The sequence below is a fragment of the Caballeronia sp. HLA56 genome (genome assembly GCF_054655155.1).
The window spans coordinates 38,599-51,702 of the sequence record NZ_BAAHOB010000005.1; the positions used below are offsets into that span (position 1 = coordinate 38,599).

Below are 13,104 nucleotides of genomic sequence, written 5' to 3' on the forward strand. Positions count from 1 at the left end.
GCGCGACGCGATTTGATTCGCGTCGCGCTTTGAGTGATCCGACCGCTTAAACGAGCTCGGCGCCTTGCGCCTCTATGCGCTCGAGCAATTGCCTGCAGCGAACGATCAACAGACTTCCGTCCCGTCGACGCATTGCAAGTGGCTTACTCGACAAGTCACGCCTAAATGTTTCCAGCGCGTCCAGCAGCGGCCGATACTGCAACACGCTCGCGGCCCCAGACACGCGATGATGCCATTCGCGCAAGTGTTCCACCGTGCCGCGTGCGAGCAGTGGTTCGAGCGCGGCGAGATCGTCGCGGAACGAGGACACGAAGGCATCGAGAAGCGCCTTGACGGTGGCCTCGCTGCCCCAGAGTTGCGCCATCGCTTCAAGGTCGAGTTCGTCTTCTTCCGCGTGCCTTGCTTCGGCGCCGCCGACTGCCCGTCCTTCCGGCTCAGGCGCGATCGTGTCCTTCAACCACCACCGGTTAAGATGCTCGCGCAGCGTCGCGAGCCGAGTGGGTTTGATGAGGCAATCGTCCATACCCGCGTCGCGGCACATGGTGCGCTCCTCGGCCGCCGTGCTAGCGGTGATACCGAGAATCGGCAGTCGGACCGCTGTTCCCGCTTCGTTGGCGCGCACGCGCCTCGTCAGCTCGTAGCCGGTCATGTTCGGCATATGGCAGTCCGTGATCAGAAAGCCGTAATGCGTCTGTTCGAGCGCCGCAAGCGCCTCGACGCCATCCTGCACGACATCGCAGGCGAACCCGAGCAACGAAAGCTGGTGACGAATCAACTCCTGATTAACCGGATGATCCTCCGCCACGAGCACGAGCCTGCCGTTGCGCAAAGCATCCTCGCGGTCGGGCGCTTCCTTCTTCGGTTCGAGGCCCATTGTCGCGCGCGCCGCAATCTGCGGCATGCCGGTCAAGGCCGCGACGCAGGCAGCGCCAAGCCCTCGCCAAGAGATGGGATTGATGCTGACGCGAATATCGTCTTCGAGAATTCGATAACCCGTTGGCTTCGGCTTTTCCGTCGCGTGAATGACGCGGGATCCGAACGGCAGTTTGTCCTTGTGCGTATCGCTCAGAAATACGATATCGACGCCTTCGAACGTCTCCGGAAGCATTAGGCTCGGGCTATCCGACGGAATGCGCTGAAGCACCAGACCGAGCGCCTGTCCGTAGTTCACCAACGCGTCGGCGACGCGATCTTCGTCGATTGCCACGATGCCTCGCCGGCCGCGCAAGCCGTCGATCTGATACTGCAAAGTCTCGACCGGCAGTTCGAGGCGAAGCGTCATGGATGTGCCGACGCCTACTTCGCTCTGCAACGTCAGTGTGGCACCCATCAAGTCCACGAGCCGATTGACGATAGTCAGTCCGAGGCCCGTACCGCCGAAGCGTCGAGTAGTGGACTTTTCCGCTTGCACGAACGGCTCGAAGAGACTCGCCTGCGCTTCGGACGCGATACCAATGCCCGTGTCCTTCACGCAGAGTTCGAGCAGCTGAGTGGAATCCGTCGATCCCACTTCCCGTACGTGCACGGCGACTTCACCAGCGCTGGTGAACTTGATCGCGTTGCTCATCAGGTTGAAGATGATCTGCCTCAGACGCACGCTGTCGCCCTGCACGGTAGCCGCCACTTCCGGCGCGACATTGACTCGCACTCGCAAGCCCTTTTCGTGTGCCCTGCCCGCCAGCAAGCCGACGGCGCTATCGACGAGTTCGCGCAAATCGATCGCGGTCGGCTCGATCGTCAGACGGCCTGCTTCGATCTTCGAATAGTCCAGGAGATCGTCGAGAATCTGAAGTAAAGCGCTGGCTGAATCCTGAATCATGCCGAGCATTTGCGACTGATCCGGATTGAGCGGCGTATTTTCGAACACTTCGACGAGACCCAGAACGCCGTTCATAGGCGTGCGGATTTCGTGGCTCATCATGGCGAGAAAATCGTCCTTCGCTCTCGATGCGGCCTCCGCGATATCTCTCGCCCGCGCAAGCTCTTCAGCGCGCGCGTGTTCGACGCTCGCATCCACCCAATATCCGCTCCAGACCACGGCGCCGTCGTCTTCGCAATGAGCGACGAGGTCTGCGCGAAACCAGCGCGTCACGCCGCCGACGACGGCTCGAAATTCTGTATGCAAGGGCTCGAGCGTGAGCGATGACCGCTCTATTTCCGCCAGCAGGCGCACGCCGTCCTCGGAGTTGACTTGACGCAATACCTTGAGCGGATCGTTAGCCAACGCTCCAAGATCGAGGCCAAGCAGTTGCCGCGTGTCACCGTCGATATACGGAAGGCTGTAAGCGCCATCGCGCGCACGCCGCAGTTGGAATACGACAGCGGGGAGCGAGCGCGTGACGTCGTGCAGGCGCCGCTCCGTGCGACGGGCGTGCATCTCCGCGTCGCGAATATCGGTAATGTCGATCATCGTGCCGACTACGCCTGCTCGCTCGCCGTCCGGTGCCAGAAATGCACCGGTCCAAAAGAGGCCGTAGCGCGATCTGCCGAACTCGTCGAAGAACTCGGCCTCGACTTCCTGACGCTTGCCCGTGGCGAGCGTGCAACCGGAGAGATCGTGCAGCAAACGGCTGTGCTTTGCTCCCCACGCGCCCACTTCGAGCGCCGTCTGTCCGACGATATCCGTCCTGCGAACGCCCAGGGCCTCCTCGAACGCACGGTTGACCGCGACGTAGCGATTGTCCATGTCCTTCGCGACAAGCGGATACGGCACGACTTCCATCATGGTCTGCTGGAAGCTCAACTGCGTCGCGAGTTGCTGTTCGATCTTGAGACGCTTTCGCATTTCCCGCTGCAACAGGACGAATGCCCGAAGCGTGACGATCAAAACGGCCAGCACGCCAATGAGTGCAGGAAGCAGGCGCAGTGCGGTAACGCTCAGAACACGGGACGGCGCTGCCGAGACATAAACGTTCGAGAGCGCGTCGTTAGCGCGAAACATGAAGGCATCCGCATCGATAGGCGGAATGCTTTCTCTGGCGGGCGCGATATCTGCCGCCGTTGCACGCGCGTCGGACGCGACAGTGTCCGCGCGAACCACCGTGCAATACGGTGACAGGAGCACGACGAGCAAAAACCAGCAACGCACGACGACGGAACTCAAATCGAATCTCACAAAGGTAAAAGTCGGCGTCGTGGAGAGGACGCCGCATGGGAAATCTTGCGTACGCTGCAACACAGGCTGTCGCTGGCGCCGTCGAACAGTAGAGTCTGATACGCATCCGTTGGCGCAGACATCGGAACCGTCTTAAATAATTCTGATGACGCCAACCGTTCCACTTCAGTCAGACGAGGCCCACCTGCCTGAAATACTCGACGAGATCGGCCTCCGAACTTAGGCCCAGCTTCCGCATGCCACTGCGTTTCTGGGTAGCAATGGTTTTACTGCTTCGTCCAAATCGGCTTGCAATCTCGTGCACCACCATTCCACTGGCATACAGCCGAAACACTTCCCACTCGCGCCGGCTCAATACGCCGACACATGCGGGCATGGTTTCTGGAAGGCTGCTCAACGCATCTATGGCAAGCGGCGAGGCGAACCGTCTGCCTGCGCTGATGGCCGCAATTGCGGTTTCGAGAGACTCCAGTCCGTCGCGCTTGTCGACCACACCGTCGACGCCCATTCGTATGAGTCCCGCTAGCATTCGCGCTTGTGAAAGCATGGTGATGACGACCAGCCTCGGCCGCTCGATCCGACTCGAAAAACGCCTCAGAAATGTGATGGAGCTGCTCTCACCTTCCATCCCCTGCATTCCAATGTCAGAAAAGACGAAGTCACAAGCAGTTGAATCCAGCGCTTCGGCCAGCTCTTGGGTGTCGTGCGCCGTCGCCACTACTTCGATGGCGCCGTCCCGTTCGAGATAGCTCTTGATACCCTTCACGACTATCGGGTGATCATCGGCGATGATTGCCCTCAGCGGCATTCTTGTTTTCATTGGTCTCTTTTATTTTAAAAGCCGGCATGCCCTTCTATCGAGGGCAGTGCGTCTCTACGCCGGCCGGTCAAAGCTGCTTGTAAGCGCGCGTCAGATCAGGTCCGTGTCCGCAACGAAGCGATACAGATCTGCGTCCGTGGACAGATCCAGCTTGCGCATGGCGGCGCATTTCTGAGCGCTGATAGTCTTTACGCTACGGCCCAGCTTCCTTGCGATCTCAGTCACGTTGGCACCGCGCGCGTAGTTTTCAATGACTTCCATTTCCCGGCTAGTCAGTCTCTGCCGAATGAACAGAGCGTGACTTTCCGTATTCGCAATGGCCAAAGCACGGCGAATTGCCGGTCCGAGATAGGTCTCGTTGGCAATGACCGAGACGATCGCGACATAGATGAGGTCAAGCCGGTCCTCTTTGCTGAGGAACGCGTGCGCGCCCGCGTCCAGCGCCTGCTTGATGAGCGTCGCGTTATCGGTGCGCGATAGCACGACGATGTGCACATTCGGATAAGTCGCAGAAATGTGCTGCACGAGTTGAACGCCGTCACCATGGCGCCCCCCCGGCATGAAGAAGTCGACGATGGCCACGTCGCATTCACCGCGTGCCAGACACTCGTCGAGCTGCGTGGAATCGATGCTTCGACTCACCACTTCTACATTGGGAAAATTCCCAGCCAGCCGTTCGATAGCGAGAATGACGAGCGGATGATCGTCCGCTATTGCTAACCGAATTCTCCTGGCATGCGAGAACACTTGACCTTCATTCAATGATTCCATCACTTAAAACCTTCACGCGTTGAGCGAACTCAAATTCATTCTTGACACCGATAAGAATCGGATACCGAAACATTAAAAAACATAAGATGCATCCGAATTCGAACTCACCACACCGATAACTCAGCAGAGTCCTTGAGCGCGTACAAACGCGAACAAACCCGGGTCGTTTCTAATTCCGAGCTTGTTCATCGCATCTCGCTTCTGTCGACTGATAGTGCGCACATCGCGGTTCAACGCTTTGGCGATTTCGGTAATCGTGCGACCCTTGGCGAACAAACGAACGACTTCTTCTTCCCGGGGCGAAAGCCGCGGTTTCTCTGGTGATGACTCGGTTTCCGCGCCCGCTTCCGCTAACGCGGTAACAAAAGACCCACTGACATAACGGCGATCGATTCCCGCATGGCGCACGGCAGTCGCGACGAGTTCAATAGCCTCCGCCTTATTCACGAGTCCGATGGCACCGGCATTCAGAATAGAACGAAGAATCGCGACATTACTGACGCTCGTCAGCACGACGATTTTGATGCTTGGCCACTCTTGCCTGATTCTACGGATCAGCCGTAATCCGTCTAAAGCGTCCGGCCCAGGCTCAGGCATGGCGAAATCCGTGACAAGCACGTCACATGGCGTCTTCGCGAGTTCGACCACAAGGCTGCTCGCATTATTCGCCTCACCGACGACATCGATCCCCTCGTCGGCCTTGAAAAGCGCCTTTACGCCAAGGACCACGAAAGGATGATCGTCGGCCAGCACTACGCGAAGTTTCAAAGTCGCCCCTCTAAATGATGTTGTTGATTTTTAGATTTTGGTCAGAACGCATTTATTGCTTTATGCAATCAACGAAGTCTCTCTTCCGTTACGTTTGCTCGAACTCAATAAAATCGAGTAAACATCCGAAATCAATAAATGAATGCCTAAAAGCAGCGAGTAACTAAACGTTCTAAACTCGATGAATCAAAGTAGGACGCAAACAAGCCGCGCACCATAGGACTACTCCGATTAGGCTTCCAATGACTCCTTGTTGACGGGATTAAAGCCACCTATTCGCGGTTAATCGGAAGCGTAATACGGCTGCGGGAATCGCGGAGAGCCTCGAAGTTATATTTCGGAAAGCGCCTTGCCGATTTGATAAAAAAAAGCCTCCGACAATTAATGCCAGAGGCTTAGTGTTTGAACGAATTTGTTGCGACTTGTCAGAACGGGATATCGTCGTCCATGTCTTCAAAACCGCCGCCCGCAGGTTGGCTCGGACGGCTCGATCCGCCACCCGCTCCACCGCCCGCAGCGCGCCCGCCTGCCGGCGCGCGGCCGCCACCACCGCCGCCGCCTGAGCGCTCCATCGGCGCGCTGCGGCTGTAGCCGCCGTCATCGCCGCCGCCTGCTCCGCCGCGGCCACCGAGCATTTGCATCTGATCGGCAACGATCTCGGTCGAATAGCGCTCTTGCCCCGCCTGATCGGTCCACTTGCGCGTGCGAATGCGCCCTTCGATATACACCGACGAGCCCTTCTTCAAATACTCGTTCACGATCTCGGCAAGACGCCCGAAGAACGCCACGCGATGCCACTCCGTGAGTTCCTTCATCTCGCCAGACGACTTTTCCTTGTAACGGTCGGTCGTCGCGAGACGAATGTTGGCCACGGCGTCGCCGCTCGGAAGGTAGCGCGTTTCCGGGTCGGCGCCCAGATTGCCTACGAGAATGACCTTGTTGACAGATGCCATGATTTCTCCGGTAAATTCCTTGCCCACTAGCAGTTATGCGACGTTATCAGTTCAACCCTCTTCCACGGAAGAGGACGGGAAACATCGCACTGCCTCAATATGATTAATACAGATTCGCTACGCCGCGCGCTCGACCCTGCGCGGCGGCGCCTTCATTTTCGACGCGACGATCAACCATGCCAGCACCAGCGCCGAACACGAGAAGAACACCGCACTCGGGCCATCCAGCTTGAGCAGCCAGCCGCCGATCACGCCACCAAGCGCGAGCCCGATAGACTGCGTCGTGTTGTACACCCCGGCGGCCGCGCCCTTGCGGGTGCCTGGCGCCAGTTTGGACACGAGCGAAGGTTGCGACGCCTCCAGCACGTTGAAGCCCAAGAAGTACACAAACAGGATCGCGGCCACAGACCATAGCGTATGGGGAGCCGCGCCTAATAACAACTGGCCGATCAGGATAAGAAAAATCGCACTCAACATGACCGCTTTCATCTTGCCGCGCTTCTCGGCGGCGATGATTGCCGGAACCATCATCACGAAAGCGAGGCCCATCACCGGAAGATAAATCTTCCAGTGCGAGGCGACCGGTAACCCGCCCGCTTCGAGAATGCGCGGCACGACGAGAAAGAGCGCGGTTTGGGTTGCGTGCAGCACCAGCACGCCGAAGTTCAGACGCAGCAGCTCGACGTTGTGCAGCACCTCGGCGAATGGCGCCTTGACGTGAACCGGCGGCACGGGCGGGTCCGGCACGACCCACAAGACCACGCCGACCGCGACGATCGACAGCACGCCGATCACCGTGAACAAGCCGCTCATGCCGACCCAGTGGAACAGGATCGGTGCGCCAACGATAGCGACCGCGAACGAGACGCCGATGCTCGCGCCGACCATCGCCATGGCCTTGGTGCGATTTTCTTCTTCAGTCAGATCGGCGATGAACGCGATTACCGCCGACGACACCGCGCCCATGCCCTGAATCACACGTCCGGCGATGATCCACGCCATGGAGTGCCCTGCCGCCGCCACGAAGCTGCCGAGCGCGAACACGAGCAGGCCGAATGCGATCACGGGTTTGCGGCCCAGCTTGTCCGAAATCCAGCCATAGAAGATGTAGAGCATGGACTGCGTAACGCCGTAAGCGCCGAGCGCTATGCCGACGAGAAACACGTCATCGCCGCCAGGGATGGTTTTCGCGTAAATGGAAAACACCGGCATGATCATGAAGAGGCCGAGCATGCGCAACGCGAAGATCGCGGCGAGCGACACGGTTGCGCGCAATTCCGGCGCGGACAAACGTGTGGACGTAGCAGACGGATTGGACATCAGGAACGGAAATGGGTGAGGGTCGCGACTGGCCTGACGCGTGGGGAGCGCGGCGCGGCCGCCTTGTTCTGGCTCGAAACGGCACTATATGCGACACACGGCTGCTCGCGCGCCGCACGACCTGCGGCCATTAACGCGAAGGCGCCTGGGAAACGGAAAAGCCGTTGGAAAGCCGCCGAGAAGCCTTGAGAGCCCCTGGGAGCCTTTTGGCACGGGCGCCGCACCCTGCAAAAGTCGTTATAGTAGCAGGTTTAGCCCCCTTACTTTGTCGTCCGGTAGTCGCAGGAAACCCCGCGCCACGACCTAAAAGACGCCCGAAAGACCCCCGAAAGAACCCGGAAGAGACTCGTGGAAGAAATTCGTATTCGTGGGGCTCGCACCCACAATTTGAAGAACGTCAATCTCGACTTGCCGCGTCACAAGCTGATTGTGATTACGGGGTTGTCCGGGTCGGGCAAGTCGTCGCTCGCATTCGATACGCTTTACGCCGAAGGTCAGCGCCGCTATGTCGAGAGCCTCTCGGCATACGCGCGGCAATTTCTGCAGCTGATGGAAAAGCCGGATGTCGATCTGATCGAAGGCCTTTCACCGGCCATTTCGATCGAACAAAAAGCCACCTCGCATAATCCGCGTTCGACGGTCGGCACCGTCACCGAGATTCACGATTATCTGCGTCTGCTGTTTGCGCGCGTCGGCACACCTTATTGCCCCGATCATCTGATTCCGCTCGAAGCGCAAAGCGTCTCGCAGATGGTCGATGCCGCGCTCGCGCTGCCCGAGGAAACCAAGCTGATGATCCTCGCGCCCGTCGTCGTGGATCGCAAGGGCGAGCACGTCGAGTTATTCGAAGAGATGCAGGCGCAGGGATTTATCCGCTTTCGCATTCGTTCGGGCGGCGGCACGGCGAACGAAGGCGTCGCGAAAATCTATGAAGTGGACTCGCTACCGAAGCTCAAGAAGAACGACAAGCACACCATAGACGTGGTGATCGACCGGCTTAAAGTGCGTCCGGACATGAAGCAGCGCCTGGCGGAATCGTTCGAGACCGCGCTGCGTCTCGCCGATGGCCGCGCGATCGCGCTCGAAATGGATACTGAAAACGAAAAGCTCTTCAGCTCGAAGTTCGCGTGCCCGATCTGTTCGTACTCGCTGCCGGAACTGGAGCCGCGCCTTTTCTCGTTCAACAATCCGATGGGCGCGTGCCCGGAATGCGACGGCTTGGGCCAGATCACGTTTTTCGATCCGAAGCGCGTGGTCGCGCATCCTTCGCTCTCGCTCGCGGCGGGCGCGGTGAAGGGCTGGGACCGGCGCAATCAGTTCTATTTTCAGATGCTGCAAAGTCTCGCGGCGTTCTACGAATACGACATCGACGCGCCGTTCGAGGAACTGCCGGAAAAGGTGCGCAAGACGCTTTTGTACGGTTCGGGCAAGCAGGTCATTCCGTTCTCGTACATCAACGAGCGCGGGCGCGCTTCGGTGAGAGAGCACGCGTTCGAAGGCATTCTGCCGAATCTGGAGCGTCGTTATCGCGAAACGGACTCGGCCGCCGTGCGCGAGGAACTGGCGAAGTATCAGAACAATCAGGCGTGCCCGGCCTGCGAGGGCACGCGTCTGCGCCGCGAGGCGCGTTTCGTCAAAGTCGGTTCCGGCGATGACGCTCGCGGCATCTACGAAGTCAGCGGCTGGCCGTTGCGCGATACGCTCGGCTACTTCCAGACGCTGCGGCTCGACGGCGCGAAAGGTGAGATCGCGGACAAGGTGGTCAAGGAAATCGTCGCGCGGCTGTCGTTCCTGAATAACGTCGGGCTCGATTACCTGTCGCTCGAACGCAGCGCCGAAACGCTCTCGGGTGGCGAGGCGCAGCGCATCCGCCTCGCGTCGCAAATTGGCTCGGGCTTGACCGGCGTGATGTACGTGCTCGATGAGCCGTCCATCGGCCTGCATCAGCGCGACAACGACCGGCTTATCGCCACGCTCAAGCATCTGCGCGATATCGGCAACTCGGTGATCGTGGTCGAGCATGACGAAGACATGATCCGCATGGCCGATTACGTCGTCGACATGGGGCCGGGCGCGGGCGTGCATGGCGGCGTGATCGTCGCGCAAGGCACGCCGAATCAGGTGCAGAAAGACCCGAATTCGATCACGGGACAGTATTTGTCGGGCAAGCGGACTATCGGTTATCCGTCCGAGCGGACCGCGCCGGACGAGCGGCAGCTTCGTATTGTCGAGGCGTACGGCAATAATCTGAAGCGCGTGACGCTCGATTTGCCCGTCGGGCTTCTGACTTGCGTGACCGGCGTCTCGGGTTCGGGCAAGTCCACGCTTATCAACGACACGCTGCAACACGCGGTCGCCCAACATTTGTACGGATCATCGACCGAGCCCGCGCCGTATGAATCCATCGAAGGTCTCGAACACTTCGACAAAGTGATCGCCGTCGATCAATCACCCATCGGCCGCACGCCGCGCTCGAACCCGGCCACTTATACCGGACTGTTCACGCCCATCCGCGAACTCTTCGCCGGCGTGCCGGCCGCGAAGGAGCGCGGTTACGATCCCGGCCGTTTTTCGTTCAACGTGAAGGGCGGACGCTGCGAGGCGTGTCAGGGCGATGGCGTCATCAAGGTCGAAATGCATTTTCTGCCGGATGTCTATGTGCCCTGCGACGTGTGCCACGGCAAGCGCTACAACCGCGAAACGCTCGACATTCAGTACAAGGGCAAGAACATCAGCGAAGTGCTCAACCTCACGGTGGAAGCCGCGCACGAGTTCTTCAAGCCGGTGCCGGTCGTCGCGCGCAAGCTGAAGACGCTGCTGGAAGTGGGCCTCGGTTATATCCGGCTCGGCCAGTCGGCGACCACGCTTTCGGGTGGCGAGGCACAGCGCGTCAAGCTTTCGCTGGAACTGAGCAAGCGCGACACCGGTCGGACTCTTTATATCCTCGATGAACCGACGACCGGTCTGCACTTCCACGACATCGCGCTTCTGCTCGAAGTGATTCACCGTCTGCGAGATCAGGGCAACACGGTCGTGATCATCGAGCATAATCTCGACGTGATCAAAACGGCGGATTGGGTCATCGACCTCGGTCCGGAAGGCGGCGCGGGCGGCGGCCAGATCATCGCTCAGGGAACACCCGAGCAGGTCGCGAAATCGAAAGCGAGCTTTACGGGCAGATATCTGGCACCCTTGCTGCAACGGCCCAAGTCGGCGGCGTAGCATGGTTGCGGCGCGTCACTTGCGCCGCGCGCCATAGCCGTTCGAAATGCGCCGCGATACGCGGCACGAATAACCGTCGCAAGCAGGGAAAAGGAACGCAGTCATGGCGAAGCGCAACGAAGCGGCCAACGAGGAGCGACGCATACGGGATCTCCCCGCGCGCCCCGTCAGGCTGACGAGCGACATGAGCATGCCGAAGTTGTCCGCCGTGGAGATCGGCAGCTATCTGGCGGCGTTCGCGGGTATGTACCTGGTTTTGCAGCTCAAGTTGTTGGGCGGACTGCTCGCCGGCATGCTGGTGTTCCAACTGGTTCACATGATCGCGCCCGTGATCGAGCGGCACGTCATGAGCCGCGGCGCGCGGCTGGTGTCCGTCGTCATCATCTCCACGATCATCATCGGCGGGCTCACGTTCGCGACGATAGCCATCATCGAGCACTTCCAGCAAGACGTGCCGAGCCTGCAAAAATTGCTGGATCAGTTGATGAGCATCACGTCGCACGCAAGGCTGCGCGTGCCGGATTGGATCGCCAATTACCTCCCGGTCGATGCCGATCAGATGAAAGACCGCGCCGCCGACCTCATGCACAAGCACGCCGAGCAATTGCAGCAAGGCGGCAAGGAAATGGCGCGCGGCTTCGGGCATATTCTGATCGGCATGATCATTGGCGCGATCATCGCGGTCGGAGCGCCGAAGCAGGCGCATCGGTTGCCGTTATCCACCGCGCTCGTCACGCGCGTGTCGCGTTTTTCGGATGCCTTCCGCCGCATCGTCTTCGCGCAGATCAAGATTTCGGCGATCAACGCGGTTTTCACCGCGCTGTATTTGCTGGTCGCGTTGCCGCTCTTTCACGAGCGTTTGCCGCTGTCGAAGACACTCGTGCTGATCACGTTCATCGTCGGTCTGCTGCCGGTAATCGGCAATCTCATTTCCAACACCATCATTGTCGGGATTTCATTGTCGGTTTCGTTCGGCACGGCGGTGGCGTCGCTCGGCTTTCTCATCGTCATTCACAAGCTCGAGTATTTCCTGAACGCGCGCATCATCGGCGGGCAGATCGAGGCGCGCGCGTGGGAACTGCTGCTCGCCATGCTCGCGATGGAAGCCGCGTTCGGTCTTCCGGGCGTAATCGCCGCGCCGATTTTCTACGCGTATATCAAGCGCGAACTGATTTATTTGCGGCTCGTCTGAAGCGTGCATCGACATAAAAAAACCCCGCTGAATCTTTGAATTCAGCGGGGTTTCTCGTTTTGACGGCGATGCTTACCGGAACACCACCGTCTTGCTCCCATTCAGCACGACGCGATGCTCCACATGCCACTTCACCGCGCGCGCGAGCGTCACGCATTCGACATCGCGGCCAATGGCGGTCAGTTGATCCGGCGTCATGTTGTGATCGACGCGCTCCACTTCCTGCTCGATGATCGGCCCTTCGTCGAGGTCGGACGTCACGTAATGGGCGGTCGCGCCGATCAGCTTCACGCCGCGATCGAACGCCTGATAGTACGGCTTCGCGCCCTTGAAGCTCGGCAGGAACGAGTGATGAATGTTGATCGCGCGGCCCGCGAGTTTGTCGCACATTTCGGTTGAGAGAATCTGCATGTAGCGCGCGAGCACGACGAGGTCGGTATCGTTCTGGTCGATGATCTCCATCACGCGCGCTTCCTGCGCGGCCTTCGCCTGCGGCGTGCCGTTGAGCAGCGGCAGATGATGGAACGGAATGTCGTAGCTCGCGGCGAGCTGATAAAAATCCTTGTGATTCGACACGATAGCCGCGATGTCGATCTGCAACTGGCCCGTGCGATAACGGAACAGCAGATCGTTCAGACAGTGGCCGATCTTCGACACCATGATGACCACGCGCGGCTTCACCGATGCATCGTGCAACTCCCAGCGCATGCCGAACGTGTCGGCCAGTTCGCCGAACGACGTGCGCAGCGCATCGAGGCCGGGATCGCCGCCGACTTCCTGAAAATGCACGCGCATGAAGAACTCGCCGGTGTGGCTGTCGCCGAACTGCGCCGAGTCCAGAATGTTCGCGCCGAGATTGAACAGAAACCCGGAAACGGCATGCACGATTCCCGGACGGTCCGGGCACGACAACTTCAGGATGAAACTATGTTCGGTCGACATG

9 protein-coding genes are annotated in these 13,104 nt (G+C 59.4%); 2 read left to right on the forward strand and 7 right to left on the reverse strand.

Features of this window, described 5'->3' with window-relative positions:
• Window positions 1-46 precede the first annotated feature (46 nt).
• The 6 genes from ACYQ47_RS19595 to ACYQ47_RS19620 form a co-directional block, all read right to left on the reverse strand.
• The gene (locus ACYQ47_RS19595; protein WP_459906538.1) at window positions 47-3,103 is read right to left on the reverse strand and encodes an ATP-binding protein; all 3,057 of its coding nucleotides are present in this window, start codon (window positions 3,101-3,103) and stop codon (window positions 47-49) included.
• A gap of 181 nt (window positions 3,104-3,284) precedes the next feature.
• Window positions 3,285-3,935 carry a response regulator gene (locus ACYQ47_RS19600; protein WP_250462890.1) on the reverse strand — a complete coding sequence of 217 codons (651 nt, stop codon included), beginning with the start codon at window positions 3,933-3,935 and terminating at the stop codon, window positions 3,285-3,287.
• A 90-nt stretch (window positions 3,936-4,025) separates the two neighbouring features.
• On the reverse strand, window positions 4,026-4,706 hold the full coding sequence (locus ACYQ47_RS19605) for a response regulator (protein ID WP_250525353.1): 681 nt from the start codon (window positions 4,704-4,706) through the stop codon (window positions 4,026-4,028).
• A 120-nt stretch (window positions 4,707-4,826) separates the two neighbouring features.
• The gene (locus tag ACYQ47_RS19610; protein WP_459906539.1) at window positions 4,827-5,474 is read right to left on the reverse strand and encodes a response regulator; all 648 of its coding nucleotides are present in this window, start codon (window positions 5,472-5,474) and stop codon (window positions 4,827-4,829) included.
• A gap of 425 nt (window positions 5,475-5,899) precedes the next feature.
• Entirely contained in the window at window positions 5,900-6,427 is a 528-nt protein-coding gene (locus ACYQ47_RS19615; RefSeq protein WP_244826936.1) for a single-stranded DNA-binding protein, read from the reverse strand.
• Between the two features lie 117 nt (window positions 6,428-6,544).
• Complete coding sequence (locus tag ACYQ47_RS19620) at window positions 6,545-7,747, reverse strand: MFS transporter (RefSeq protein WP_250462885.1); 1,203 nt, start codon at window positions 7,745-7,747, stop codon at window positions 6,545-6,547.
• Window positions 7,748-8,095: 348 nt separating this feature from the next.
• Between ACYQ47_RS19620 and uvrA the strand changes: the two genes are divergently transcribed.
• Together uvrA and ACYQ47_RS19630 are read left to right on the forward strand one after the other, a co-directional pair.
• On the forward strand, window positions 8,096-10,969 hold the full coding sequence (gene uvrA, locus ACYQ47_RS19625; RefSeq protein WP_250462882.1) for an excinuclease ABC subunit UvrA: 2,874 nt from the start codon (window positions 8,096-8,098) through the stop codon (window positions 10,967-10,969).
• Between the two features lie 103 nt (window positions 10,970-11,072).
• Entirely contained in the window at window positions 11,073-12,161 is a 1,089-nt protein-coding gene (locus ACYQ47_RS19630; protein WP_244826933.1) for an AI-2E family transporter, read from the forward strand.
• Window positions 12,162-12,233: 72 nt separating this feature from the next.
• On the opposite strand, the gene purU is transcribed toward ACYQ47_RS19630, so the two are convergent.
• On the reverse strand, window positions 12,234-13,103 hold the full coding sequence (purU, locus tag ACYQ47_RS19635) for a formyltetrahydrofolate deformylase (RefSeq protein ID WP_244826932.1): 870 nt from the start codon (window positions 13,101-13,103) through the stop codon (window positions 12,234-12,236).
• Between the last annotated feature and the right edge of the window lies 1 nt (window position 13,104).

Bases quoted from the DNA above. Each gene is read 5' to 3' on its own strand.
- ACYQ47_RS19600 (WP_250462890.1), bottom strand. From the start codon at position 3,935: ATGAAAACAAGAATGCCGCTGAGGGCAATCATCGCCGATGATCACCCG.
- ACYQ47_RS19605 (WP_250525353.1), bottom strand. From the start codon at position 4,706: ATGGAATCATTGAATGAAGGTCAAGTGTTCTCGCATGCCAGGAGAATT.
- ACYQ47_RS19630 (WP_244826933.1), top strand. From the start codon at position 11,073: ATGGCGAAGCGCAACGAAGCGGCCAACGAGGAGCGACGCATACGGGAT.
- ACYQ47_RS19620 (WP_250462885.1), bottom strand. From the start codon at position 7,747: ATGTCCAATCCGTCTGCTACGTCCACACGTTTGTCCGCGCCGGAATTG.
- purU (WP_244826932.1), bottom strand. From the start codon at position 13,103: ATGTCGACCGAACATAGTTTCATCCTGAAGTTGTCGTGCCCGGACCGT.
- ACYQ47_RS19615 (WP_244826936.1), bottom strand. From the start codon at position 6,427: ATGGCATCTGTCAACAAGGTCATTCTCGTAGGCAATCTGGGCGCCGAC.